Here is a 24,362-nt window from a genome sequence, read left to right as displayed (position 1 = left end):
TGAGGGGATGACCGACGACCCCGTGAACAGCGCCCAGGGCGGGCACCCGGACCGGCTGCCGGAGATGCGCGCGTCGGACGCGGACCGCGAGCAGGTCGCCGAGCGGCTGCGGGAGGCAGCCGCCGAGGGGCGCCTGGAGATGACGGAGTTCGACGAGCGGCTCGACGCGGCCTACCGGGCCCGCACCTACGGCGAGCTGGCGCCCCTGACACGTGACCTGCCCCCGGCCGCCCCCTCCGGCGGCGTCCCCGCCCGCCCCGCGGACGTCCCCGCGCGGACCGGGTCCTGGGCCTCCCGGATCGGGCGCCCCGCCACCTCCCGGGGCGCCGTCGCCGTCTTCGGCGGCTTCGGCAGGCGCGGCCGGTGGAGCGTGAGCCGGGTCTTCACCGCCTTCACCCTGTGCGGCGGCGGGGACATCGACCTGCGGGACGCCGACTTCGAGGACCGAGAGATCGTCATCCGCTGCTTCCCGGTCATGGGCGGCGTCGGGGTGGTCGTCCCGCCCGACCTGCACGTCGAGGTGACCGGCGTCGGCTTCATGGGCGGCTTCGACGACCGGGGCGCCGGCGAGGGCACCCCCGGCTCCCCGAGGGTGCGGATCACCGGCTTCGCCCTGATGGGCGGCGTCGAGGTGAAACGGAAGCCCCGCAAAGGGAGCAAAACGAACAAGCAGCTGGAAAAGTAGCCGCCGGGAACCTGAGCCGCGTCTCGGGAGTACCTGAGAGAGACGGGCAGGGACCGACCCGAGGCCCGGGGCGGACGACAGCGGAGCGGCGCATGAGCGAAGACGCCACGAGGACGCGGACGGCGGCGGCCGCGCCCTTCGCGTACACGGCGGACGACGAGGAGAAGCGCCGGGGCGTACGCCGCATGAAGGCGACCGCGACGGCCCTGCTCCTCCTGGTCGCCGTCGTCTACGCCCTCGCGACCTGGGCGGAGGCATCGGGCGTGACCGGCTGGCCCGGCTACGTGGCGGCGGCCGCCGAGGCGGGCATGGTGGGCGCCCTGGCCGACTGGTTCGCGGTCACCGCCCTCTTCCGCCGCCCGCTGGGCCTCCCCATCCCGCACACCGCGATCATCCCGACGAAGAAGGACCAGCTCGGCGAGTCACTGGGCCGTTTCGTGGGCGAGAACTTCCTCTCCGCCGACGTGGTCCGCACCCGCCTCCACGCCCTGAACGTGGCGGCCCGCCTGGGGGACTGGCTGTCGCAGCCCGCGCACGCCGACCGCGTCACGTCCGAGCTCGCCACCGCCCTGCGGGGCGCCCTCACGGTGCTGCGGGACGCGGACGTGCAGGCCGTGGTGGGGGAGGCGATCACCCGGCGCGCGGAGGCCGCGGAGGTCGCGCCGGGACTGGGCAAGACCCTGGACCGGGTCGTCGCGGACGGCGCCCACCACCGGGCCGTGGACCTCGTCTGCGCCCGCGCCCACGACTGGCTGGTCCTGCACGCGGACTCCGTCATGGACGCGGTGCAGGGCGGCGCGCCCGGCTGGACGCCGCGCTTCGTGGACCGCAAGGTCGGCGAGCGGGTCTACAAGGAGCTGCTGCGCTTCGTCACCGAGATGCGCGACATGCCGGCCCACCCGGCACGCGGCGCCCTGGACCGCTTCCTGCAGGACTTCGCGCGGGACCTCCAGTCCGACACCGACACCAGGAACAGGGTGGAACGCCTCAAGTCCGACCTGGTGTCCCGCCCGGAGGTCCAGGACGTCATCGCGTCGGCGTGGGGCTCCGTCCGGACCATGGTCCTCTCCGCCGCGGAGGACGAGCGCAGCGAGCTGCGCCTGAGGGCGCGGGCGTCCCTGCTCTCCCTCGGCGCCCGCCTGTCCACCGACGAGGACCTCCGGCGCAAGGCGGAAGGCTGGCTGGAGGAGGCGGCCGCGCACCTCGTGACCACGTACCGCGCGGAGATCACGTCGCTGATCACCGACACCGTCGCCGCATGGGACGCGACGGAGACCTCCCGCAAGATCGAGGCCCACATCGGCCGGGACCTCCAGTTCATCCGCATCAACGGCACGGTGGTCGGCGCCCTCGCGGGCCTGCTGATCCACACCGTCTCCCACACCCTGGGCGGGTGACCGGTCCCTGCCGACCGGCCACCCGCCCAGTTACTACGGGGAGGTGCCGTCTTATACGTACGCACCCGCCGCCCCGTTCAGCCCTCCTTGCGGGTCACCGCCCAGGAAGCCAGCGCCATGCCCCCGGCGACGGAGAACACCGCAGGCCAGGCGCCCATCTTCTTCGCCAGCGGATGCGCCCCCGCGAACGCCGCGACGTACGCGGCGGTGAGCCCCGCGGCCGCGGCGCCGCCGCTCGTCCGCTGCCACTCCCGCGCCGCCACGGCCCCGGCCGCCGCCAGGGCGACGCCGCCGAGCGGCCGCTTCTTCGTCCACCGGGCGACCCCGTACCCCCCGACGAGCCCACCCGCCGCCACAGCCGCCACCGCCGCACCACGCATCCTGCACCTCCGGTCTCTCCGAAACCTCCACCCCGAGGCTAACGCCCGGGGGGCGGGGATTTGCGGCGGGACCAGCGGTGGACGGCTGCGGAGAGACCGACTGCCCCTGCCACGACGGCGAAGAACAGTGCGGAGTCCGGTAGCTCCTCGTAAACCGAGGCGGGCAGAAGGAGACCGAACACGATGGGGACGAGGACTCCGGAGGCTACGCCGGTCAAGCAGATGATCAATAGCCAGCGCAGCGTGCGGGACTGCAACGAACTCAGCGGGCCGTCCACCATGGGGCTCTCCAGTCACTTGGTGATGTAGTGGCACTGGGAAGCACGCTTCTTGCCTCCGGCGTAGAAGTCAGCGCATGCCTTGCCGTAGTGCTTCAACGTCCGCTTCGTCTTGTCGATACGGCCGATGGAGCCGAGCCAGTCGCACCTCGTGTGCATGGGCCCCTTACTGATCAGATAGGTGCGGCCGTCGGTGTCGGAATAGCGCCAGTCGATGCGCCAGTTGCACCACTTGCCTCCCGCCGTGTCACCGCCCACGACATCCTGGACGGACGCCTCCTCCCGCGTGATGCGCTTCCCCTGCCCTTGGATGAAGTGCCCCAGGGTCGTCACCGGCGCGCAGACCTCCGCGCCCCTGAACCCATGGCAGAAGGCAGCCACCTTCGCGTACCCCACCGCGCTGGCCGCCGCAGGCCCCGTGGTGGTGGCGACCAGGCCGGCCGCGGCGAGGAGGACTTGGGCGTACCTGACGACAACTGCGCGCATGGGGCGCTCCGTTCACAGCAAGGGGCGATCGGTTACGCGGTCGGAGATCCCCACGCCATCGAGGTCCATGCGCACCGTGATGTGGTGGTGACGACAAGTAACCGCTCCGGGTGATGCAGGACCCTTCCTGCCACCGTTGCGTAACGAGCCCGGCGCGTACGGTAGTTGGAGGGGGCTGTCGGGCAGGTCAGGTCACATGTCCGACTTACTCGTCTCCGACCCGCTCGTCGTCGCGCAGGACGGGCTCGCCACCGTGCACCAGCTCCGCGACCTCGGCTGCCCGTCGCACGTGGTCGCGGCGCGCTGCCGGCCCGGGGGCCCCTGGCGGCGGGTGCTGCCCAGGGTCGTGCTGCTCGGCGACGCGGGCCCCGACCCGCACCAGCGCATGCGGGCCGCGCTGCTGTACGCGGGTCCGGACGCGCTGCTCGCCGGAGCCGCCGCGCTCGCCCTGCACCGGTACGGCACCGCCCTGCCGGTGTACGTCGACGTCCTGGTGCGGCGCCCCGCGCACCCGCGGGGCCATGCCTACGTCCGGGTGCGCCGCACCCGCCGCCCCGTTCGCCCGGTCTACGTCCAGGGCCTCGCCTGCGTGCCGTGGCAGTCGGCGTACTCCCTGCCGGACCCGCACCAGCAGGCGGAGGTGCGGGCGGGCGGCCAGGGCGTGGCGTGCCCGCGGGCGGCCAGCGCGGTGGCGTACTGGGGGAGGAGTGCCGGGTTGGCGGGGGACGAGGACTCCGCCGCCGCGAACGCCTCGTACGACGGGACCGTGCCGCGGACGACGCCGAGGTTCGGGGTGCCGGAGGCGGCGAGCTCGCGCAGCGACGCCTCCAGGTCGGTCACGTGCGCCTCGTACGTCGGGTACTCCGCCTCCAGCTCCGGGTAGGCGGCGAGGAGTTCGGCGAGCTCGTCCGGCGGCCAGTGCAGCACCGTCACGGGGAACGGCCGGGACAGGGCCGTGCGGTACGTGCCGAGCTCGCTGCGCAGCCGGGTGATCTCCGCCCGCAGCTCCGCGGGGTCCGAGGAGCCGAGCGCCCACGTGCGCTTCGGGTCGTGCAGGTCGTCCAGCGGGACGGTGCCCGCGTGGAGGCGGTCCGCGAGGACGTCCCAGTCGTCGTGCGGCAGCGCCAGCAGGCGGCGGACCCGGTGACGGCCGATCAGGAGGGACTGGGTGGGGTGGGACAGCTCCTGCTCGTCCACCGGATGGGGGGCCAGCGCCTCGGCCGCCGCCGTGAACACGGAGTGCGCCGCTTCCAGTTCGTCGTGGGACTCCAGGGTCTCCCCGATGCTCTCCCAGGCCGCCGCGTCGGTCGGCGGCAGCGCGCGCAGCCCCGCGATGATCGCCCGGGCTTCTGCCTCGTGGCCGTACTCCCACAGGTTCGCCGCCTTCAGCGCCCGGATGAGGTGCGGGTTCTCCGGGGGCGGCGGCGAGGTGAGGAGCAGGTCGTAGAGGGTGGTCGCCCTGGGGCGGTCACCCGCCAGTTCCAGGTGCGCCGCCGCCCGCAGGAGCAGCGGCTCCCGGTCCTCGGGGTACTGCTCCGCGGTGCGCAGCAGGCGCTCGGCTTCGTTCGTGTGGTCGGCAGGCGTGTCGAGGCGCATGGGCACCACCGTACTGCCGTACGGCTCGGGTTCGGGGGCGCGGTGTTACGGTAGGGGCGGTTCTGTCGGGGCGGAACGCGGGAGGGGGATCATGGTGCGGCGGATGCTCGGGTCGCTCGGGTCGCGCGTGTGCGCGCTGCTTGCCGCGCTGTCGGTGTTCTCCGTCCTCCTCGCCGCCGTGTCGCCTCTCGACGCTGCGTCGCTCTCCGTCCTCACCGTGGGTGCCGCTGCCGCCGGGCTGCTCGCCTGCGCGGTGCTGAGCGTCCTGGTCGCACCGACCGTGCCGCCCACCCGGGTGCGCACCGCCCTGCGCGACCGCGCACGGCGTACCGCCTTCCTGCCGCAGCGTGATCCCGACGCCCGCGGGCGCCGCCGGCCCCGCGCCCCCGGCCGCGGCCGCATCGCCTTCCTGTCGACGGCGGTCGCGTAGGCCCCACCTGGGCGCTTCGCCCGGGGTTGCGGGTCTCTCCCCGAGCCGTACGGGCTCACGGCCCCCGCCTGGCCACCTGGGCGCTCCCGGTCACCTGGGCTCCCGGTCACCCGGGCCCCAGTCGCTGGGGTGCCGGCTACCTGGGGTTCCCGGCCACTTCGGCCCCGACCGGCTGAGCCCGCCCGGATCCTCGGGATCCCGGCGGCTCCCTGAGCACTCCCGGCCACCTGGCGTGCGCACGCATCCCGCGCACGCGTCCGGCCCTCCGGGGGTCCGCCCCTTCGGGGTCCCGGGGTGCCGGCATCGGGCCGAGCGAGGTCGGATGACCGGTCCGCCCGGAGCCCGGAGCGCTCCGGGACCGTCCCGGGTGCGCCGGGGCGCTCCGGCGGCCGAGGCCCTCGCCGGTCCGTCCGGGAGGGGGCCTCCGTGGGCTCACCGGGCTCACCGGCCCTCCCGGCTCCGCGGCCGTTTCCGTCGACACGCACCGCCGTCCGCGTACGTCCACGTTCGGAACCACTCCGGGGTCTGTCATGTCTGCCTTCTTCGCGGCCTTCACCTGGGCCGCCCACCTCGTGCCCGCCGCCCTCGTCATCGTGCTCGTCACACTCCTCGTGCGGCTCGCCCTGCTCCCGCTGTCCGTCGCCGCCGCCCGGGGCCAGCGGGCCCGCGCCCGGCTCGCCCCGCAGGTCGCCGCCCTGCGCAAGCGGCACGCGCGGGATCCGGAGCGGCTGCGGCGGGCCGTGCTGGAGCTGCACACGCGGGAGAAGGTCTCGCCGCTCGCCGGGTGTCTGCCCGGACTGCTCCAACTGCCCGTGTTCGTCCTGCTCTACCAGCTCTTCTCCGCCGGGGAGCTCGGCCACTACGCCCTCTTTGCCGCGCCGCTCGGCGGGCGCTGGGCCGACGCGCTCGCGCACGGCGGGCTCCTGGGGGGCGCCGGGCTGGTCTACCTGGTGCTGTTCGCCCTCGTCGCGGCCGTCGCCACCTTCACGTACCGGATGACCAGGAAGCAGATGGGTGCCGTCGAGGTGGGCGGTGACCTGCCCGGTATGGCGGCGATGGTCAAGGTGATGCCGCTGCTGTCCTTCGCGACGCTGGTGACGGTCGCCGTCGTGCCGCTCGCCGCCGCTCTCTACGTGGTGACCAGCACCGCCTGGACCGCTGCCGAGCGGGCCGTCCTGTACCGGTCCAGCAAATGAACAGGGGCTTGCACAGTGATCCGACGTCTTGGAGGATCAGCCAAATCCTGACGATGGCCGCACCCCATCGGCCGGGGCCCACCTCGACCACAGGGAGAAGACCATGAAGCTGCTGCGCGTGGGGCCCGCGGGCGCCGAGCGACCGGCCCTGCTCGACCGGGACGGGGTCCTGCGGGACCTGTCCGCCCTCGTCGCCGACGTCGACGGGGAGCTGCTCTCCGACGCGTCCGCCCTCGACCGCGTGCGGGCCGCCGCGGACGCCGGGGTGCTGCCGCCGCTGGACGGCCGGGGGCTGCGCCTGGGCCCGCCGGTCGGCCGCGTCGGGAAGGTCGTGTGCATCGGGCTCAACTACCACGACCACGCCCGCGAGGCGGGCGCCGAGCCCCCGGCCGAGCCGGTGGTCTTCCTGAAGGCGGCCGACACGGTCGTCGGACCCGACGACACAGTGCTCGTGCCCCGGGGGAGCAGGAAGACGGACTGGGAGGTCGAGCTCGCCGTAGTCATCGGACGTACGGCCCGCTACCTGGACTCCGCCGAGGAGGCCCTCGCGCACGTCGCCGGGTACGCCGTGGCCCACGACGTCTCCGAGCGGGAGTTCCAGATCGAGCGGGGCGGCACCTGGGACAAGGGCAAGAACTGCGAGACGTTCAACCCCCTCGGCCCGTGGCTGGTCACCGCCGACGAGGTGCCGGACCCGCAGGACCTGAGGATGCGGCTGTGGGTGAACGGCGAGCTCCAGCAGGACGGCAGCACCGCCGACCAGATCTTCCCGGTGGGGGAGGTCGTCCGGTACGTGAGCCGGTTCATGACGCTGTACCCCGGTGACGTCATCAACACCGGCACGCCCGCGGGGGTGGCGATGGGTCGGCCGGAGCCGAAGCCGTACCTGCGGGCCGGCGACGTCGTCGAGCTGGAGATCGACGGCCTCGGCCGCCAGCGGCAGCAGCTCAAGGACGCGTAGCCCGCGCGGGGCGGCGGGCCCGGCGGGCACCGGGCGGGGCGGCTGCCGTACGGGGGCTACGCCAGGTCCACCGCGACGCCCTCGCGGGCCGAGCGGCGGGCTGCCTCCAGCACGTCGAGGGCGTCCGCCGCCTCCGCGGCCGTCACCGGCGGCGGCGTGCCGTCCCGCAGGGCGGCCGCGACCGCCGCGTAGTACGCCGGGTAGGCGCCCGGCAGCGTCGGCACCGGCCGCCCGCCGTCCCCCGCCACCGGGGACACGCCCGCGCCGAGCCTGCCCCACAGCTCCTGGGGCTCCACGCCCCACGGCTGCCCGGCCGCCGGGCGGGCGCCCGCGCGCAGCTCCGCCTCCTGCGGGTCCAGGCCGTACTTCACATAGCCCGCACGCGACCCCAGCACCCGGAAGCGCGGGCCCAGCTGGGCCGCCGTCGCGCTGACGTACAGGTGCGAGCGCACCCCGCCCGCATGGGTCACCGCGAGGAACGTGTCGTCGTCCGTCCGCGCGCCCGGCCGCCGCGTGTCGACCTCGGCGTACACCCGCACCGCGGGGCCGAACAGGACGAGGGCCTGGTCCACGACATGGCTGCCCAGGTCGTACAGGAGGCCCCCGATCTCCTCCGGCGCGCCCGACTCCCGCCAGCCGCCCTTCAGCTGCGGCCGCCACCGCTCGAAGCGGGACTCGAACCGCTGCACGTCACCCAGTTCGCCGCTCTCCAGCAGGGCGCGCAGGGTCAGGAAGTCGTTGTCCCAGCGGCGGTTCTGGAAGACCGACAGCAGCAGGCCCCGCTCCTGCGCCAGGGCTGCCAGCGCCCGCGCCTGAGCGGCCGTGCCCGCGACCGGCTTGTCCACGACGACCGGCAGCCCGGCCTCCAGGGCCGCCGACGCGAGCGGCACATGGGTCTTGTTCGGGGAGGCCACGACGACGAGGTCCAGCTCGTCCGCGCGCGCCCACAGCTCCTCGGGCGCGGCCGCCAGCCGGACGCCCGGGTGCGCGGCGCGGGCCTGCGCCCGGCGCTCCTCGTGCGCGGTGACCACGGTGTCGAGCACCATGCCCCCGGTCGCGGCGATCAGCGGGGCGTGGAAGACCGAGCCCGCCAGGCCGTAGCCGACGAGGCCCACGCGGAGCGGGGCCGGGGGCTCGGCGGGCGGGGGCGAGGAGGGCGCGGGCGCGGGTGCGGTCATGCCCGTACTAAAGCAACGCTGTTGCGTTACGGCAAGTCCGCGGCCCAGAATGCGGACGTGAACCTCTCGGGGCTACGCAGCCACAACACCGCTCTCGTGCTCGGACTGCTCCGCGCCTCCGGCCCCGACGGCATCAGCCGACTGGAGCTCGCCGAACGCACCGGCCTCACCCCCCAGGCCATCAGCAAGATCGCCGCCCGGCTGCGCGCGGACGGCCTCGCCGACGACACCGGCCGCCGCGCCTCCACCGGGGGCAAGCCGCGCACGGTGCTGCGCCTCGTGCCGGGGGCCGCCCACGCCGTGGGGCTGCACCTGGACCGCGACGAGTGCCACGCCGTGCTCCTCGACCTCACCGGGGCGACCGCGGCAGCCCGCAGCGGGCCCCTCGACCTGGGCGCCGGGCCCGAGCGGGTCCTCGAAGCGGCCTCCAGCGCGGTACGCGAGCTGCACCGGCCGACCGTCCTGGGCGTCGGCGTGGCCATGCCCGGCCCCCTGGACCACGCGGCGGGCGTCCCGCGCCGGGTGACCGGATTCCCCGAATGGGACGGCTTCCCGCTGCGGGACGCCCTGGCGGAGCGGCTGGGCCTGCCGGTCGTCCTCGACAAGGACACCGACGCGGCCGCGCTGGGCCTCGCCGTCCGCGGCGGCAGCGGCCCCGGCGCCGGCTCCTTCGCGTACGTGCACCTCGGTACGGGCCTGGGCGCGGGCCTCGTCCTGACGGAGCCGTGCACCGCGGCGCCCGCCCCGGCGCCGGCGAGTTCGGCCACCAGACCGTGCAGCTCGACGGTGCCCCCTGCGGCTGCGGCGGGCGCGGCTGCCTGGAGGCGCTGTGCCTGGCGGCCGTCGCCCGCGGGGACACCGAGGAGGCGGCCCGCGTCCTCGGGACGGGCGCCGCCAACCTCGTGGCCCTCCTGGGCCTCGACCGGGTCCTGCTCGGCGGCCGGGTCGTGGCCTCGGCGCCCGGGCCCTTCGTACGGGGCGTGGCGGCCGTCCTCGCCGAGCGCGCCCGCCGCACCGGCGGGGCCCCGGTGCCCGTGGCCGCCGCGGACGCCTCGCCGCAGCCGGTGGCGGAGGGCGCGGCGCACCTGGTGCTCGCCCCGCTCTTCGGCCGGCTGGGCTGATCGGGCGCATCCGGCGGGCCGTACGGCGGGTCCGGGCACGGCCGCGGTGGGGCGGGCGCCCGAGCGGGAAGGCGGAACCACGACCACCGACGTGCCGCGAACCCCCGAGGGCCTCCCATGCCACCGCGTACCGCTCCTGCCGCCACGGCCACCCCGGCGGCCGCGCTCGTGCTCCTGCTGCTGCTCGGGCCCGCCGCGCCGTCCGCGTCCGCCGACGTGGCGGTCGCCGGCCGGGAGCCCCGGTGCGGGGACGGCGCCACCGGGAGCGGCTTCCCGCTGCGCACCCGCATCCGCGGCGGCCCGGTCGCGTACCGCGCCGGCGGCGGCCCGCAGGGATGGGACGTGGAGCTCACCAACACGACCTCCCAGCCGTGCCGCAACATCCACCCCGTCCTCGTGCTCACCGACCGGTCCGGCGCGCTGCGGCCGACGAGGTCCGGCTGGAGTTCGCCGACCCGTCCGCGCCCGGCGGGCGGCGGCCCGTGCCGCTGGAGGAGACCGACGCCCGGGAGGTCGTCGGCGTCCTGGACGGCGGCCCCGCCGCGGTCGGCGGCGGGTTCACCGTCCCCGCCGGCGGGACCGTCCGCGTGCCCGTCCGGCTCGCGTTCGCCGCCGGGGCACGCCCCGACGAGATCACCGTGCACGCCGCGATCGTGCAGCGCAGGGGCGACGACGGCGACTGGGTGGGGAGTCGGGCGCCTACCGCCTCGCCCTCCTCGCACCCGCGCCCACCGCGGCCCCGCCGTCCGGGCCGCCGTCCCCGTCCGGGTCCCCCGCCGGCCCGCAGGCGGCCACCCCGTCCCCGCCGCCCGGCCCCGCCGAGCTGGCCAGCAGCGGGCAGCGGTCGCCCGCAGACCTGTGGCCGCCGGCCCTCGCCGCCGCGGGTTGCGTGGTGCTGGGCGCGGCAGCCGTGCTGCTGGCCGCCCGCCTGCGCCGCCACCGCCGCTGACCGGCGGAGCCGCCGCCGGGGCGGGACAGGGCCGCATGCCCGCCGCCGGACACGCCGGTGCCGGCTCGGGCGGTCGCAGTGCGGGGACGCGTCGGCTGCGGGCGGTCCCGGGCGTGCGCGGGTCACGCCCCGCGGTGCCGGGCATGCGCGGGGCGCGCCCCGCGGTCCCGGGCGTGCGCGGGTCACGCCCGCGGTCCCGGGCGGGCGGCCTTCCCGCTGAGCGGGCAGGCCCAGGGCCGGGCGAGCGAGGTGGGCGGAGGCTTCCCGGGCCGCGCTGACGTCCGGCCCGCCGATGCCGATGCCGATGCCGATGCCGATGCCGACGCCGACGCCGACGCGGCGGCGCCGGCGACGTGTCACCGGCGTCCCGGGGCAGGACACCTGGGGCCCGCCGCGGGCTGCCCGCTGCCCCGGCGGGGGCCCTGCCGTTCCTCGCGGTGTGCGGTGTGCGGTGTGCGGTGTGCGGTGTGCGGTGTGCGGTGTGCGGTGTGCGGTGTGCGGTGTGCGGTGTGCGGTGTGCGGTGTGCGGTGTGCGGTGTGCGGTGTGCGGTGTGCGGTGTGCGGTGCGGACGGGCGGAGCGTCCCCGGTCTGCTGGCGGCGGGCCGGTCGCCGGCCGACGAGCCGCTGGTCAGGCCCGCGATCTCCATGACCGGCCGTCCGCCGGCCGGGGTGCACAGGCTCGGTCGAGAGCGGCCGGGCCGGGTCGGACCGCTTGGCGGCGGAGTGGCCGCCGCTGCTCCGCCGTCCGCGGGCTCAGGCCGCCGCCCTGCGCTGCAGGGCCGGCGGAAGGCCGCGGCAGGAGACCGGGCCGGGTGCGTGGGCGCGCGCCGCCGCGGTCGGCGTCAGGGCGCCGCCGAGGGGCCGGAGAGAGGCTGGGGCGGGTTCTTCCTGATCAGGTCGAGGAGGCCCGGGAAGCGCGTCTCCAGGTCGTCCGTGCGGAGTTGCGCCATCCGGCTGTTGCCCCGGTCGACCTGGCGGATCAGCCCGGCCTCGCGCAGGATGCGGAAGTGGTGGCTGCGCGTCGACTTGGAGACGGGGAGGCCGAAGGACGAGCAGTGCCGTTCGGCGCCTTCGGCGGCGTGGGCGAGGACGGAGACGACCTCGTAGCGCAGCGGGTCCGCGAGGGCGTTCATCACGGAACGCAGGTGCATCTCTTCGACTGACGGGTGTCCTTCTGCGTCGGGCATGGCGGCGGCTCCTCTATCGGGGGGCGTACCCGGCGTACGGCGTGCTCAGGGGGGCGGGGCGGGCAGGTCCGCGGGGGAGGTTCTACTTGCATCATACCTATGCCCCGTGCCACCTTTAGGTTCGACCAAAACCGAACCTCCATCGGAGTGCCCACGCATGTCCACAGAGACCGAGCCCGCCGGGTCCGCGGCCCCGCCTGACGCCCCGGCAGCCGCTGCCGGCCCCGCCCCCGCTCCTCCGCCGGCCGGCCCCCGGCAGACGCTCACGCTCGCCGCCGTCCTGCTCGCCGTCTTCGTCGTCCCCACCTCCATCTCCGGCACCGCCGTCGCCCTCCCCGGCATCGGCGCCGACACCCAGGCGGGCCTCGTCCCCCTCCAGTGGGTCGTCAACGCCTTCAACGTGGCGTTCGCCTGCTTCACCCTCGCCTGGGGCTCGATCGCCGACATCATCGGCCGCGTACGGGCCTTCGCCGCCGGCGCCGCCATCTACGCCGTCGCCTCGCTCGGCAGCGCCCTCGCCGGGAACGTGCTGCTCCTCGACGCGGCCCGCGGCCTGGCCGGTCTCGGCGGCGCGGCGATCTTCTCGTGCGGCAGCGCGATCCTGTCGACCGTCTTCACCGGCCCGGCCCGCGCCAAGGCCTTCGCGCTCTTCGGCACGGTCGCGGGCATCGGCGTCGCCATCGGCCCGTCCGTCTCGGGCGCGCTCGTGCAGACCCTCGGCTGGCGCTGGATCTTCGCCCTGCACGCCGTCGCCCTGGGCCTCGTGCTGCTCGCCGTGCCCGCCATCGCCCGCTCGGTGACGGAGCAGCGCCGCACCGGCGCCCGTATCGACGTCGCGGGCAGCGCCCTCTTCGTCGTCGCCATGCTGCTGCTGACCACCGGTATCGTGCAGGGCTCGCAGTGGGGCTGGGGCAGCGCGGGAGTGCTCGGCCTGTTCGCCGGGACGGTCGTCGTCCTCGCCGTCTTCGCCGCGGTCGAGAAGCGCCGCGCCCATCCCATGCTCGACCTGAGCGTGCTCGCCAACACCCGGTTCCTCGCGCTGTGCCTGGTCCCGGTCGCCGCGTCCTTCGGGTTCGTGACGATGCTGACGTACCTGCCGACGTACCTGACGGCCGTCGGCGGCTACACCAGCGGCGGCGCCGGTCTGGTCATGGTGCTGCTCACCCTGCCGGTGTTCGTCTGCCCGATGCTCGCCGCGAAGCTGGTCGCCCGCGGCGTCCCCGCGCTGGGCCTGCTGTATGCGAGCCTGGCGTGCCTGGTCGTCGGCGACATCGCGCTCACCCTGTTCAGCCCGGACGTCTCCCTCGCCGTCGTCGCCCTGCCGATGCTGGTCACCGGCGCCGGCATGGGCCTGTCCGCCGGCCTCGTGGACGGCCAGGCCCTGGAGAACGTCGCCCCCGAGAAGGCCGGCATGGCGGCCGGGTTCCTCAACACGCTGCGCCTCGGCAGCGAGGCCGTCGCCGTCGCCGTGTACGGCTCGATGCTGGCCACCGCGATCGGCGCGAAGATCGGCACCGGCATCGACGGCTTCCCGGACGCCGGCGACCCCGCAGGGATCGCCAACCAGGTGGCGGGCGGCGACCTCGCCGCCGCGGCCGAACGCGTCGCGGCCGACCAGCGGGACCGCTTCGCCGACTTCCTCACCGGCGCCTACGACTCCGCCTTCGACACCCTCCTGTACGTCCTGGCCGCCGTCTGCCTCGTCCTGTTCCTCGTCGTGATCGCCCTGTGGCGGCGCGGCGGCAGCACGGCCACCCGGGCCTAGAGCGAAGAGGACCCTCTCATGTCCCCGACACAGCACTACGGTGTCGCGGTCGTCGGCGGCGGGCCGGTCGGCATGCTGCTCGCCGCCGAACTGGGCCTGCACGGTGTCCGCACCGTCGTCCTGGAGCGCCATGCCCGCACGGTCGACCAGCCGAAGGCCGGGACCCTGCACGCGCGCACCGTGCAGTCCCTGGCCCGGCGCGGCTACCTGCCCACCGGACCCGGCCGCGATCCGGACAGCGCGGCCACGACCCCCTTCCACTTCGCCGGGCTGCCCGGCCTCACCATCAGCGCCCCGGCGGTCGAGGGCCGGCCGATCGCCGGGCGCTCCCAGGCCGACCTGGAACGCGCCTTCGAGCGACGGGCCCGCGCGCTGGGCGTCGAGATCCGCCGGGGCCACGAGGTCGTGGGGCTGGTCCAGGACCCCGACCGGGTGGAGCTCACCGCGCGGCTCGGCGACGGCGGGCACGCGACCGTCACGGCCGACTACGCCGTCGGAGCCGACGGCGCCCGCAGCGCCGTACGCGCCCTGGCGGGCATCGCGTCCGACGAGCACCGGCCCAGGGTCGCGGCCCTGCTGGGGCAGGTCCGGCTGCTCGACCCGGCGGGCGCACCGCCCGGCTGGAACCTCACACCCCGCGGCTGGACCGTCGTCAACGTCAACCCGTTCGGGCACAGCCGGGTCATCACCTTCGACTTCGACGGCCCGCACCCCGACCGGCACGCCCCCGTCACCCTCGACGAGCTGCGCGCCACGGCGAGCCGGATCGCCGGGCACGACATCCCCATGGACGACGCGGTGTTCACGAGCCGGTTCAGCGACTTCGCCCGGCTCGCCCGCCGCTACCGGGACGGCCGCGTCCTGCTGGCAGGCGACGCCGCGCACGTCCACTTCCCGGTCGGCGGGCAGGGCCTCAACCTCGGCCTGCAGGACGCCTTCAACCTCGCCTGGAAGCTGGCCCTGGTGGTGCGCGGCGAGGCGGGCAAGGGCCTGCTCGACACGTACCACGACGAGCGCCGGCCGGCGGGCCGCCGCGTCGTCGACAACACCCGGGCCCAGCTCGCGCTGATGCGGCCGGGCGACGACATGGCGCCGCTGCGCGCGCTGTTCACCGAACTCCTCGGACTCGACCAGGTCAGCGCTCACCTGGGCGACATGATCAGCGCGCAGGAGACCGCGTACCCCGCCGCGCCGGGATCGCCCTGGCAGGGGCGCTTCCTGCCGAACCTGCCGCTGGAGGCGGGAGGCGCGCAGACGTGCGTGGCCGCGCTGCTCCACGCCGGACGGCCGGTGGTGCTGCTGTTCCCGGACGCCGACCGGCGCCTGGCCGATGCGGCGGGCGCGTGGTCGCGGACGGTCGACGTCGTGCGGGCCCGCTCCCTGCACCGGCTGCCGTGGGACGCGCTGCTGCTGCGCCCCGACGGGTACGTGGCGTGGACGTCCGCCCAGGGCCGGCCCGCCACCCCGGAGGACCTGGGCGGGGCGCTGCGCCAGTGGTTCGGCGAGCCCCGCGACCCGGCGCCGCTGCCCGCCGCCGGGTGAGGGCACGCGGGGACGCCCCGGACCCCGGACAGGCCGGGGCCGGGGCGTCCCGCGCGGGCCGGTGCCCGCGTCTACCAGCGCACCGGCAGGGCCACGGGGCGGCGCAGCAGCGTGCCGTGGTCCCACGGCAGCGCCTCGGGGTCGGCGTCCAGGGTCAGCCCGGGGAACTCCCCGGCGAGCCGGGTGAGCAGCGTCGTGATCTCCAGCCGGGACAGCGCCGCACCCATGCAGTGGTGCATGCCGTAGCCGAACTGGAGGTGCCGCTTGCCCGTCCTGTCGGGGTCGATGACCTCGGGGTCCGGGAAGACGTCCGGGTCGCGGTTGGCGGCGAAGGCGTCGGCGTAGACGATGTCGCCGGTGCGGACGGTGCCTTCGGCGAGTTCCAGGTCGCGGGTGGCGACGCGCGGGAAGGTGGAGATCGTGCCGAGCGGGATGAGCCGGATCAGCTCCTCGACGAGTCGCGGCGCGACGTCCGGGTCGTCCACGAGGCGCCGCCACAGCGGCGGGGCGCACAGCAGGGTGTACACGGCCTTGGTGAGGACGGACAGGATGTTCTGGTCCGCGCCGAGCACCGAGCCGAGCAGCAGGCCCACCAGCTCCTTGTCGCTGAGTGCCGGTTCGACCGTGCCGCGGGCGGTGACGAAGCGGGCGATGAGGCCGTCGGCCCGGGTGGGGCGGGCGCCGGTCACCAGGTCGGTGACGTAGCCGTAGACCTTCCAGAAGTGGTCCAGGAGGGTGGGCACGTCATCGCCGGAGGCGATCTGGACGGTGCGGGAGAACGGCCGGAAGTACGCGATGTCCTCGACGGGGATGCCGAGGAAGTGGCAGTTGACGGTGACGGGCAGCGGGTCGAGGACGGTGCGGAAGAGGTCGGGCCGGTCCTGGGCGCGCAGCGCGGCGAACAGCTCGTCGATCACGGCGTCGACGGTGGGGCGCAGCCGCTCCACACCGGCGGAGCTGTAGTCGGCCGTGACGAAGCCGCGCATCCGAGCGTGGTCCGGCGTGTCGAGGTTGAGCAGCAGCTCGGGCGGCATGGTGGTGGGCAGGAAGCTGGGCCCGTCGTCGACGTTCGTCTCGGCGCGGGCGAACGTCGGGTCGGCGAGCACCTTGTGTACGTCGGCGTACCGGGTCAGGTGCACGGCGGTGTGGCCGCTGGGGAGGGTGACGAGCGGCAGTCCGCCGGTGGAGCGGCCGGGCCGGGGTGTGTAGGCGGGCGGCGCGTCGAGCCGGGGGACGCCGGCGAGCGGGAACACCGTGCTGACGGTGGTCGCGGAGGTGCTGAGGTCCATGGAGGGAGCCCCGTTTCGTGGTCGCGGTCGGGTGACGCGGGCGGCGTGCGGGTGCCGCGGGCGTCAGAGGATGCTGGGCAGGCCCGTGAGCTGCCGCAGGTCGTTCAGTGCCTGGTGGTTGTCGCGGAAGTGGACGGTGCGCCAGCCCTGTCCGCGGGCGGCGGCGCAGTTCTCGGCGAGGTCGTCGACGAGGACGCAGTCCTCGGGCGCCGCGCCGGCCGTCTTGGCCGCCAGGTCGAAGATCGCCGGGTCGGGCTTGCGGACACCGGCCTTGCAGGAGTCGATCAGGCAGTCGACCTCGCCGGCCGGGGCGACGATCGCCGTCCAGTACGGCTCCCACTCGACGACGTTGTTCGACAGGATGCCGACGCGGAAGCCGTTGTCTCGGGCGTACCGCAGGGCGCACACCATCACGGGGTTGGCCGTGACGCCGTCGAACCACTGCTCGCCGAAGGTCTCCAGGCGCGCCCGGCCGAGGTCGAGTCCGGGGTGGCGGGCCGTCAGCACGCGGCGCAGCCGGCTCCCCCACTCCGCCTCGGTGAGGGCGGCGGTCTCGATGGGGGCCAGGGTCGGCACGCCCATCTCGGAGGCCACCTCCTTCATGGCGGCCTGGAGACAGGCGGGCGGGATGCCCGTCTTGCGGTGGTAGGCGTCGTAGAGGTCGTCGAGCGGGGGCGAGAGGACGCCGCCGAAGTCGAACCAGATCATGGGCAGGGGCATGCTGGCGCCCTCCTGGGGGCGGTGAACGGGATGGTGGAAGGGTGGGCCGCGCGCGACGGCGCGCTGCCGGGGCAGGGGCGGGCCGGACCGCTATGCGGGGGCCGGGGCCTCTGCCGGCACGGACGTGGCGGGAACGAGGATCCGCCCCATGGGGCTGGTGCACCGCAGGGCGATCTCCGCCGTGGAGATCACCGTCTCTTCCTGGAGGGTTTCCATCCGGAAGACCGCCGCGCCCGGGGTTCCGGGGTCGTCGACCAGGTCGGCGCGGCACACGGTGGGCAGCTCGAACTCGCCGAACCGCGCGAAGGAGGCGTCACAGCGGGTGAGCGTCAGCCGTTCCGGCGAGAGCCCGAGGAGCTCGTGGGCGGCGTGCAGGGCGGTCTGCCGGTACGCCTCGAAGAACAGCGCGCCCGGGATGTGGTCCAGCGGGTGATCGAAGAGCGCCGGGTGCGCCTGGTCCACGACGACCTGCGCGACGACGCCGCGGCCGATGGACGCGGTCTCGGCCAGGACCACGTTGGCCGGTGAGCGCCGCCCGACGGCCGCCGGGGACAGCCGGCGCCCGCCGGGGTGCGGGAGGGCGCGCGGGGTGTCCAGGTCGAGTGCGGCGCGGCCGCGTGCGCGCAACCGGTCCCAGGCCTCGCCGGGCATCCACTGGATGGCCATGGTCATGGCGGCGGCCGCGCGGTCGTCGACGGCCAGCCGCATCTCCAGTGTCACGCCCACGAGTTCGCCGCCGCGGTGCTTCTCGGCGGTGACGGAGGCGGTGAGCAGCGCGTGCCCGGGCAGCGGCCCGATCTGCAGGGCTGCCGTGTCGAGGACGGTGAACTCACCGGTGTTGAAACTGAACTTGGCGCCCAGCGGCACGCCGAGGTGCTCGTGGGCGACCAGGATGGAGGTCTGCCGGAACACTTCGAGCAGCAGGAGCGGGTCGTAGGCGGCCGGAGTGGCCAGGTGGTCGCTGTAGTAGCTGTGCACCCGCGGGAGCTGTGCGGCGATCAGGAAATCGTTGTCAGAGCGCTGTTGGGTGTCGGTCAGGAACACCTCGCAGATGGCGGCGCGGTGGACGAGCTGCCGGGAGACGGTCGCCGCGTAGGACAGACCGTGGTTTCCAGAAATGGACATGCCTCGGTTCCCCCTTGAGTAAGGCAGGTTCGAAAATGACCGTACCAAGGTTCGATCATTCTCGTCCGTGGCGATGGTCACAGCAGGTGGGTGATGGTTTCGGCCATTCGCCAAGGGGTGCCCGGATGCTCGCTGTCGGCCCCGAGACGGTCGCGCGGTGACTGCTTCGGGTGCTCGTGGCGCGGGGCGGGTGCCGGCGTGGAGAAGGGCGAACGGCGCGCCGCCGCGGTGGAGGGCGGGGCGGAGGGAGGTGAGCGTGAAGGCGAGGGTGCGGGATGCTCCGGCGTGACGTCTGCCCTCGGTCCGGCCGGGTGCGGGAGGAATCCCGCCACGCTCGTGCCCTCCGCCTTGACGCCGTCAAGACCTGCGTGAGGCTGCTGTACGACCCGGCTGCGCTGCCGCCGATCGGGCCGGAACCGGGATCCGCGGCGTCCCGGTGGGCGAGTCGGTCGCCGTGCGGGCCGGGAGGCCGGCGGGGACACGGGGGCACTGGCCGGCATCGGACGTGCCCGCCGGGGCGTCCTCGGTGCCCCTCCGCTTCCACTGCGCCGGCGCGGACAGCGGGTACGGGGTGCTGGACGGCGTCCGCGCCACCGCCTCCTGACGGGCCGGCGGCCGGCCCCGCCCGCGGCAGGGGGGCCGGCCGCCGCCGGTCAGACGAAGTCCACCAGGTCCGCGATGGACTCCTTCACGTGGGTCGGCCGGTACGGGAAGCGGTCGATGTCCGCCCGTGCCGTCAGGCCGGTGAGCACGAGGAAGGTCTCCATGCCCGCTTCGAGTCCGGCCAGGATGTCGGTGTCCATCCGGTCCCCGATCATGGCGCTGCTCTCCGAGTGGGCGCCGATGGTGTTGAGGCCGGTGCGCATCATCAGCGGGTTCGGCTTGCCCACGAAGTAGGGCTCCTTGCCGGTCGCCTTCGTGATGAGCGCGGCGACCGCGCCCGTCGCCGGGAGGGCGCCCTCCGCCGAGGGCCCGGTCTCGTCCGGGTTCGTGGCGATGAACCGGGCCCCGTTGTTGATGAGCCGCACCGCCTTCGTCATCGCCTCGAAGGAGTACGTGCGGGTCTCGCCCAGGATCACGAAGTCCGGCTCGGTGTCCGTCAGGACATACCCGACGTCGTGCAGCGCCGTCGTCAGCCCGGCCTCGCCGATGACGTAGGCGGAGCCGCCGGGGTGCTGGTCGTCGAGGAACTTCGCGGTCGCCAGCGCCGAGGTCCAGATGTTCTCGACGGGCACGTCGAGCCCGATCCGGTCGAGCCGCGCGTGCAGGTCCCGCGCGGTGTAGATCGAGTTGTTCGTGAGCACGAGGAACGGCCGCCCTGAGTCCCGGAGCTTCCGGATGAAGGCGTCCGCGCCCGGCACGGGGACGCCCTCGTGCATCAGCACGCCGTCCATGTCGGTCAGCCACGAGGTGATGGGCTTGCGCTCTGCCATGTGCCGCTCTCCTGTACGCGAGGACCTGCTGGGGCCGCCGGGACGACGCTGTGCCGCGACGCCCTCAGCCTAGTTCCTCGGTGCCGGGCCGCCCGGGGGTGCCCGGCCTCCGCGGGCGGACGGCCGTTCACCGTGCCGGGCCGTGCGCCTCTACCGGCCGGTAGGGGCGGTCCGGGGGTCGGCCGGGCGGGTGCCGGGCCGGCGGCTCGGGATGCGGGGAGCGCGGGGAGGCGTGACGCTTCCAGTACGAGGAGGTTCACGATGCGCACAGGAGTGCTTGCTCTCCGTGCCGGAGGGGTCGTCGCCGTGGTGGCGGCGGTGCTCGGGCCGGGGCTGGGACTCGGATCCGGGGTGGTCCCGGAGGCGGGGGCCGTGGAGGCGCGGGTCGGTGTGGCGGCCAGTCCGGAGGTCGTGGCGCCCGGGGCGGACCTGGACGTCCGGGTGGAGGGGTGCGGCGCGGACCGAGGGGCCGTGCGGTCGGCCGCGTTCGTGACCGACGTCGAGCTGTCCGGCGCCGAGGGCGGCACCCTGCGCGGGGACACCACCGTGCGGTCCGGCACCGCCGAGGGCGCCTACGCCCTCCTGGTCGACTGCGGCGGCCGCACCTACGAGGCCGCGGGCAGCGTCCGCGTCTCCCCGGACCCGCCGCCCACCCCGTACGCCGCCGTCCGGGCGGGCGGGGAGGTGCCGCCCTCGCCGCGGACATGCCGAGCGTGGCCGGGCCGGGTGCGGCGGAGCAGCATGGGCCCGGGACCCGGCACGCCGTCATCGGCCTGGTCCTCGCGACCGTCGCCGCCGTGGCCGTCGCCCTGCGCGGCAACCGCCGCAGGCGGCCAGGCAGCCCCGCGGCCGGCCCTCCCGGCGGCGGCCCCCTCGGCACGGACCCCTGCGAACCCGACGGCCGAGGCGCCGACCGCCGCGCCACCGGCCCCGCCGGCACCGACTCCACGGGCACGGAGCCCTGGGCGCCCGACCACCTCGGCGCCGCTTCGGTGGGCGCCGGCCGACGCGGATCCGCTTCGGTGGGCGCCGACCGCCTCGGCGCCGATTCGCTGGGCGCCGATTCCTTGGGCGCCGACCGCCGCAGCGCTGACTCGCTCGGTGCCGCGGCGGTCGGTCCGGCCGCCCGCGAGGCCGACCGCCGCGAGCCGTCCGGCTCTGAGGTCCATCGCCGCGAGCCGTCCGGCTCCGAGACCCACCGTCCCGAGCCGTCCGGTTCCGACCCGGACCACCCCGGGGCCGGCGGTCCTGCGCCTGGAGGTCCTGGGCCCGGCGGTCCTGCCCCCGGCGGTACTGCACTTGACCGTTCCGTGTCCGACCGTCCTGGGTCCGGCGGTCCTGCGCCTGATGGTCCTGCCCCCGGCGGTCCTGCCCGCTCCCGCCCCGCGCCCGACGGTCCTGCACTCGACTGTCCCGTGTCCGACCGTCCTGCCCCCGGCCGCCCCGAAGGCGCCGTGCGGCCGGATCGCGACGGCTCCGAGGGTCCCGCCGGCCGCCCCGACCTCTCCCGCCGCCCCGGCCGATCGGTACGGGTGGACGCGGAGCGCCGCGGGCGCCCCGGGCGTGCGGACGCCGAACACGCCTCGCACGCCGAACACGCCTCGCACGCCGGGCAGGCCGAACACGCCTCGCACGCCGAGCGTGCCCGGCACGCCGACACCCGCTTCGGCACGGAGTGACCATGGGCAGGGAGGCGGGGGCCGGCGGTGCGGGACGGTTCGCCGTGGGGCTGGTCTGGGCGCTGGTCCTCGTCGTGCTCTGGCTCTGGGGCAAGGAGGTGACCCACGGGCAGGGGGCCCTGTCCGCCCCCGCGACCGGGGACGTCGCCGCCGTCGGCCGCCCCCGGGGCGTACCGCTGCCGCCGCCCGTGCCGCCCCTCCCGCCCGCCGCCCCGCAGCGGCTTGAGGTCCCGTCCCTGGGCGTGACCGCGCCGATCGTCCCGCGCGGCCTCGACGGGGCCGGCGGCATCGAGGCGCCGCCGTACGAGATGCCGCAGACCGTCGGCTGGTACGGCGCCGGGACCGCGCCCGGCGCGGACGGTGCCGCCCTCCTCGTCGGCCACGCCGACACCGACACCCGTCCGGCGGTGTTCCACACGCTGGCCGCCGTGCGGCCCGGCGCGGTCGTGCGCGTCCGGCGCGCCGACGGGGTGCTGGCCGAGTTCACCGTCGACGACGTGGGTGTCCTGCCGCGCCGCGGCTTCGACGCCGACCGCGCCTACGGGCGGCGCGACCCGGGCCGCGCCGAGCTGCGGCTCATCACCTGCGGCGGCACCTTCGACCGGGCCTCCGGCACCTACAGCGCGAACGTCGTGGTGTCCGCGTACCTCACCGGCGTCCGCTGACCCGCGCACCGGCCGCGCCCGCGGGCCGACACGAAGAAGCCCCCCGCTTCCGCGAGGGGCTTCTTCCGTCTGTGCGCCGCCAGGGACTCGAACCCCGGACCCGCTGATTAAGAGTCAGCTGCTCTAACCAACTGAGCTAGCGGCGCCTGCTGACCTGCACAACTCTACCCGATGCCGCGGGGTGCCCCGCACCACCCGGCCGGCCCCGGCGGCGGGGCGCGGTCCGATTTTCCGACTCGCCACGCCCGTCGGATGGTCGTTTTTTCCTTTTCAACCGTCAAAATGCGTTATGTCAGGACAGTCGAGAGACTGGCGCCCGTGCATCAGGACGAACGAAGCGTGATGAGCGTGGAGGGGAACAACCACATGGTCGCAACCGTCCCGGTCTTCGAGGAGTACGAGCCCGCCGCCGACTGTCCCTGCCCCGGCTGCGCCCGGTGGCGGCGGGAGCTCGCGCTGCGCCTCCCGGTGCGGACCGGCGGGCACCCCGCCGCGCACGGCGCCCGCCGTGCCCTCGTCCTCGCCACGGCGGCGGGCGTGGTCCTCGGCGGCGGTGCGGGCGCCGTGGGCGCGGTCCACCCGGCCGGCCCGTCCCACCCCCTGGGCCCCGCCGGTTCCGCCGCGCCGCCGCCCACCCCGCAGGGCTGGGCCGAGGGCCTGCACGGCCGCCCGCACCCCGGGCCCACCAGCGGCCCGGTCTCCCGCCAGGACCTGCCCAGGACCACCCGCGCGGACATCATCAACCGCGCCAAGCGCTGGGTCGCCGAGGGCGTCCCGTACTCGATGGAGAAGTACTGGTCCGACGGCTACCGCCAGGACTGCTCCGGGTACGTCTCCATGGCCTGGAACCTCCCCGGCAACGAGTGGACCGGCACCTTGCACCGGTTCGCCACCCGGCTGGACCGCAGCGAACTGCAGCCGGGCGACATCCTGCTGTTCCACAACCCCGACAACCCGACCAAGGGCTCGCACGTCACGATCTTCGGCGGCTGGACCGACTACCGCCGCACCCACTACGTGGCGTACGAGCAGACCAAGCCGTACACCCGCAAGCAGGCCACGCCGCTGGCGTACTGGAAGAACTCCGACCGCTACCTGGCCTACCGCTACAACGGGCTGATCAGCGGCGAGGCGCCGTCCGACACCGACACCGACACCGACGCCGACACCGGCACAGGCACCGGGGCCCCTGGCGCCGCGGGTGCGGGCTTCCCCGGCCCGTGGGCGTTCGGCCCCGGCGCGCGGAACCCGCACATCACCGAGCTCGGGCGGATGCTGGTCGCCCGCGGGGCAGGCCGCTACTACGCCAAGGGTCCGGGGCCCCACTGGGGCGAGGCCGACCGGCGGGCCACGCAGGCGTTCCAGCGGGCCCAGGGCTGGCGGGGCAAGGAGGCGGACGGCCTGCCGGGACCGCACACCTGGCGGCTGCTGGTGCACGGCAAGGGCCGTGACGTCGGCGGGGCGGCGGCGGCCACCCGCGCCCCGTCGGGCGCCGTCCCGTCCTACCCCGGCCGCGGCCGCTTCCGGCCCGGCCAGTCGAACACGTACGTCGAGTTGCTGGGCCGCCAGTTGGTGAAGCGCGGCTACGGCAGGCACTACCGGAAAGGCCCCACCCCGCGCTGGGGCGAGGCCGACCGGCGCAACGTCCAGGACTTCCAGCGGGCCCAGGGCTGGCGCGGCGGCGCCGCCGACGGCTACCCCGGCCCGGAGACATGGAGGCGGCTCTTCCGATGACCGACCACAGCGACGAGCGTGAGGCCCGCACGATGACCACGCCGAACCAGGAGCCCGCGCCCCCCGCCGCGGACGAGGCGCCGCCCGGGTCCATCCCCATGACGGACCTGCCGTTCCCCCCGACCCTGGGCCCGCGGACCAAGCCGGCCCGGCCGTCGGCGCCCGCCAGGGCGGCCACCCGGGTGATCTCGGCCGCGATGGCGGCCCCGCCCAGCCTGGCGCCCCTGGCGGGCCCGCCGGCCCAGCCCGCCCCGCCGGCGACGGCACCGCGCGGCGGCGAACCGGCCGGGGCGCCCCGCGAGACGCCGGTCACCGAAGGGGCAGCGGAACCGCCCCGGGCCCGGGTGGCGCAGCCGGCGCCGGCGCCGTCACCGGAGCAGCGGCCGCAGCGTGAGCGGGCGTCGGCGCCGCGGCGCCGTGTGACCACCGTGGCCGCCGTTCCGGCCGACCTCTCCGCGGCCGTGCGCCGGGCTGCGCCGGCGGGCCCCGCGGCCGCGGCGCCGTCGGCGCCGGTCGGCGGCGCCAGCCCGGCGGGCGCGCCCGCACCGGCCGGCACCGGCCCCTC

20 protein-coding genes, 1 tRNA gene and 1 pseudogene are annotated in these 24,362 nt (G+C 75.6%); 11 read left to right on the top strand and 11 right to left on the bottom strand.

Features of this window, described 5'->3' with window-relative positions; all coding sequences use genetic code 11:
- Positions 1–7: 7 nt before the first annotated feature.
- Entirely contained in the window at positions 8–685 is a 678-nt protein-coding gene (locus L6E17_RS12775; protein WP_308315870.1) for a DUF1707 domain-containing protein, read from the top strand.
- 92 nt (positions 686–777) lie between these two features.
- On the top strand, positions 778–2,082 hold the full coding sequence (locus tag L6E17_RS12770) for a DUF445 domain-containing protein (protein WP_236240859.1): 1,305 nt from the start codon (positions 778–780) through the stop codon (positions 2,080–2,082).
- Between the two features lie 77 nt (positions 2,083–2,159).
- On the opposite strand, the gene L6E17_RS12765 is transcribed toward L6E17_RS12770, so the two are convergent.
- From L6E17_RS12765 to L6E17_RS12750, 4 genes are all read right to left on the bottom strand, one after another.
- Positions 2,160–2,462 (bottom strand): hypothetical protein, encoded by a 303-nt coding sequence (locus tag L6E17_RS12765; protein ID WP_236240858.1) that lies wholly within the window; start codon positions 2,460–2,462, stop codon positions 2,160–2,162.
- Positions 2,463–2,755: 293 nt separating this feature from the next.
- Positions 2,756–3,226 carry a hypothetical protein gene (locus tag L6E17_RS12760; RefSeq protein ID WP_236240857.1) on the bottom strand — a complete coding sequence of 157 codons (471 nt, stop codon included), beginning with the start codon at positions 3,224–3,226 and terminating at the stop codon, positions 2,756–2,758.
- 205 nt (positions 3,227–3,431) lie between these two features.
- Positions 3,432–3,749, bottom strand: a complete 318-nt coding sequence (locus L6E17_RS12755; RefSeq protein ID WP_236240856.1) for a hypothetical protein — start codon at positions 3,747–3,749, stop codon at positions 3,432–3,434.
- Positions 3,750–3,793: 44 nt separating this feature from the next.
- A complete protein-coding gene (locus tag L6E17_RS12750) occupies positions 3,794–4,822 on the bottom strand; it encodes an SEC-C domain-containing protein (protein ID WP_236240855.1) in 1,029 nt (342 codons plus the stop codon).
- 103 nt (positions 4,823–4,925) lie between these two features.
- On the opposite strand from L6E17_RS12750, the gene L6E17_RS12745 reads away from it, so the two are divergent.
- From L6E17_RS12745 to L6E17_RS12735, 3 genes are all read left to right on the top strand, one after another.
- The gene (locus tag L6E17_RS12745) at positions 4,926–5,252 is read left to right on the top strand and encodes a DUF6412 domain-containing protein (RefSeq protein ID WP_236240854.1); all 327 of its coding nucleotides are present in this window, start codon (positions 4,926–4,928) and stop codon (positions 5,250–5,252) included.
- Between the two features lie 530 nt (positions 5,253–5,782).
- Positions 5,783–6,448: a membrane protein insertase YidC gene (locus tag L6E17_RS12740; protein WP_236240853.1), complete on the top strand. Its 666-nt coding sequence runs from the start codon at positions 5,783–5,785 to the stop codon at positions 6,446–6,448.
- 103 nt (positions 6,449–6,551) lie between these two features.
- Positions 6,552–7,409 carry a fumarylacetoacetate hydrolase family protein gene (locus tag L6E17_RS12735; protein ID WP_236240852.1) on the top strand — a complete coding sequence of 286 codons (858 nt, stop codon included), beginning with the start codon at positions 6,552–6,554 and terminating at the stop codon, positions 7,407–7,409.
- A gap of 56 nt (positions 7,410–7,465) precedes the next feature.
- Here the strand turns inward: L6E17_RS12735 and L6E17_RS12730 are convergent, their stop codons facing one another.
- Positions 7,466–8,587: a Gfo/Idh/MocA family oxidoreductase gene (locus tag L6E17_RS12730; protein WP_236240851.1), complete on the bottom strand. Its 1,122-nt coding sequence runs from the start codon at positions 8,585–8,587 to the stop codon at positions 7,466–7,468.
- A 57-nt stretch (positions 8,588–8,644) separates the two neighbouring features.
- Here L6E17_RS12730 and L6E17_RS12725 point away from each other — a divergent pair.
- Positions 8,645–9,708: pseudogene (locus L6E17_RS12725) on the top strand (ROK family protein).
- Between the two features lie 1,792 nt (positions 9,709–11,500).
- On the opposite strand, the gene L6E17_RS12720 reads toward L6E17_RS12725, so the two are convergent.
- A complete protein-coding gene (locus L6E17_RS12720) occupies positions 11,501–11,845 on the bottom strand; it encodes a helix-turn-helix transcriptional regulator (protein WP_236240850.1) in 345 nt (114 codons plus the stop codon).
- Positions 11,846–12,002: 157 nt separating this feature from the next.
- Between L6E17_RS12720 and L6E17_RS12715 the strand changes: the two genes are divergently transcribed.
- Both L6E17_RS12715 and L6E17_RS12710 read left to right on the top strand, forming a co-directional pair.
- Positions 12,003–13,610, top strand: coding sequence for an MFS transporter (locus L6E17_RS12715; protein ID WP_236240849.1), 1,608 nt, complete (start codon positions 12,003–12,005; stop codon positions 13,608–13,610).
- Positions 13,611–13,628: 18 nt separating this feature from the next.
- Entirely contained in the window at positions 13,629–15,152 is a 1,524-nt protein-coding gene (locus L6E17_RS12710) for an FAD-dependent monooxygenase (RefSeq protein ID WP_236240848.1), read from the top strand.
- Positions 15,153–15,223: 71 nt separating this feature from the next.
- Here L6E17_RS12710 and L6E17_RS12705 read toward each other — a convergent pair whose 3' ends face one another.
- The 4 genes from L6E17_RS12705 to L6E17_RS12690 form a co-directional block, all read right to left on the bottom strand.
- Positions 15,224–16,441 (bottom strand): cytochrome P450, encoded by a 1,218-nt coding sequence (locus L6E17_RS12705; protein ID WP_236240847.1) that lies wholly within the window; start codon positions 16,439–16,441, stop codon positions 15,224–15,226.
- 63 nt (positions 16,442–16,504) lie between these two features.
- Positions 16,505–17,161, bottom strand: a complete 657-nt coding sequence (locus L6E17_RS12700) for an HAD family phosphatase (protein ID WP_236240846.1) — start codon at positions 17,159–17,161, stop codon at positions 16,505–16,507.
- Positions 17,162–17,251: 90 nt separating this feature from the next.
- The gene (locus tag L6E17_RS12695; protein WP_236240845.1) at positions 17,252–18,286 is read right to left on the bottom strand and encodes a ScbA/BarX family gamma-butyrolactone biosynthesis protein; all 1,035 of its coding nucleotides are present in this window, start codon (positions 18,284–18,286) and stop codon (positions 17,252–17,254) included.
- A gap of 653 nt (positions 18,287–18,939) precedes the next feature.
- The gene (locus tag L6E17_RS12690) at positions 18,940–19,719 is read right to left on the bottom strand and encodes an HAD-IIA family hydrolase (RefSeq protein ID WP_236240844.1); all 780 of its coding nucleotides are present in this window, start codon (positions 19,717–19,719) and stop codon (positions 18,940–18,942) included.
- A gap of 1,415 nt (positions 19,720–21,134) precedes the next feature.
- Between L6E17_RS12690 and L6E17_RS12685 the strand changes: the two genes are divergently transcribed.
- Together L6E17_RS12685 and L6E17_RS12680 are read left to right on the top strand one after the other, a co-directional pair.
- Positions 21,135–21,398, top strand: a complete 264-nt coding sequence (locus L6E17_RS12685) for a hypothetical protein (protein ID WP_236240843.1) — start codon at positions 21,135–21,137, stop codon at positions 21,396–21,398.
- 2 nt (positions 21,399–21,400) lie between these two features.
- A complete protein-coding gene (locus L6E17_RS12680; protein WP_236240842.1) occupies positions 21,401–22,063 on the top strand; it encodes a class F sortase in 663 nt (220 codons plus the stop codon).
- 72 nt (positions 22,064–22,135) lie between these two features.
- Here L6E17_RS12680 and L6E17_RS12675 read toward each other — a convergent pair.
- A tRNA-Lys gene (locus L6E17_RS12675) sits at positions 22,136–22,209 on the bottom strand.
- Positions 22,210–22,405: 196 nt separating this feature from the next.
- Between L6E17_RS12675 and L6E17_RS12670 the strand changes: the two genes are divergently transcribed.
- A complete protein-coding gene (locus L6E17_RS12670) occupies positions 22,406–23,797 on the top strand; it encodes a peptidoglycan-binding protein (RefSeq protein WP_236240841.1) in 1,392 nt (463 codons plus the stop codon).
- Positions 23,798–24,362: the final 565 nt, after the last annotated feature.

Source organism: Streptomyces sp. CC228A (genome assembly GCF_021390935.1).
Taxonomy (GTDB): Bacteria; Actinomycetota; Actinomycetes; order Streptomycetales; family Streptomycetaceae; genus Streptomyces.
Note: the sequence above shows the minus strand (reverse complement) of the source record. Positions and strands in the feature narration are given on the sequence as shown.

Bases quoted from the DNA above. Each gene is read 5' to 3' on its own strand.
- L6E17_RS12775 (WP_308315870.1), top strand. From the start codon at position 8: ATGACCGACGACCCCGTGAACAGCGCCCAGGGCGGGCACCCGGACCGG.
- L6E17_RS12770 (WP_236240859.1), top strand. From the start codon at position 778: ATGAGCGAAGACGCCACGAGGACGCGGACGGCGGCGGCCGCGCCCTTC.
- L6E17_RS12765 (WP_236240858.1), bottom strand. From the start codon at position 2,462: ATGCGTGGTGCGGCGGTGGCGGCTGTGGCGGCGGGTGGGCTCGTCGGG.
- L6E17_RS12760 (WP_236240857.1), bottom strand. From the start codon at position 3,226: ATGCGCGCAGTTGTCGTCAGGTACGCCCAAGTCCTCCTCGCCGCGGCC.
- L6E17_RS12755 (WP_236240856.1), bottom strand. From the start codon at position 3,749: ATGGCCCCGCGGGTGCGCGGGGCGCCGCACCAGGACGTCGACGTACAC.
- L6E17_RS12750 (WP_236240855.1), bottom strand. From the start codon at position 4,822: ATGCGCCTCGACACGCCTGCCGACCACACGAACGAAGCCGAGCGCCTG.
- L6E17_RS12745 (WP_236240854.1), top strand. From the start codon at position 4,926: ATGCTCGGGTCGCTCGGGTCGCGCGTGTGCGCGCTGCTTGCCGCGCTG.
- L6E17_RS12740 (WP_236240853.1), top strand. From the start codon at position 5,783: ATGTCTGCCTTCTTCGCGGCCTTCACCTGGGCCGCCCACCTCGTGCCC.
- L6E17_RS12735 (WP_236240852.1), top strand. From the start codon at position 6,552: ATGAAGCTGCTGCGCGTGGGGCCCGCGGGCGCCGAGCGACCGGCCCTG.
- L6E17_RS12730 (WP_236240851.1), bottom strand. From the start codon at position 8,587: ATGACCGCACCCGCGCCCGCGCCCTCCTCGCCCCCGCCCGCCGAGCCC.
- L6E17_RS12720 (WP_236240850.1), bottom strand. From the start codon at position 11,845: ATGCCCGACGCAGAAGGACACCCGTCAGTCGAAGAGATGCACCTGCGT.
- L6E17_RS12715 (WP_236240849.1), top strand. From the start codon at position 12,003: ATGTCCACAGAGACCGAGCCCGCCGGGTCCGCGGCCCCGCCTGACGCC.
- L6E17_RS12710 (WP_236240848.1), top strand. From the start codon at position 13,629: ATGTCCCCGACACAGCACTACGGTGTCGCGGTCGTCGGCGGCGGGCCG.
- L6E17_RS12705 (WP_236240847.1), bottom strand. From the start codon at position 16,441: ATGGACCTCAGCACCTCCGCGACCACCGTCAGCACGGTGTTCCCGCTC.
- L6E17_RS12700 (WP_236240846.1), bottom strand. From the start codon at position 17,161: ATGCCCCTGCCCATGATCTGGTTCGACTTCGGCGGCGTCCTCTCGCCC.
- L6E17_RS12695 (WP_236240845.1), bottom strand. From the start codon at position 18,286: ATGTCCATTTCTGGAAACCACGGTCTGTCCTACGCGGCGACCGTCTCC.
- L6E17_RS12690 (WP_236240844.1), bottom strand. From the start codon at position 19,719: ATGGCAGAGCGCAAGCCCATCACCTCGTGGCTGACCGACATGGACGGC.
- L6E17_RS12680 (WP_236240842.1), top strand. From the start codon at position 21,401: ATGGGCAGGGAGGCGGGGGCCGGCGGTGCGGGACGGTTCGCCGTGGGG.
- L6E17_RS12670 (WP_236240841.1), top strand. From the start codon at position 22,406: ATGAGCGTGGAGGGGAACAACCACATGGTCGCAACCGTCCCGGTCTTC.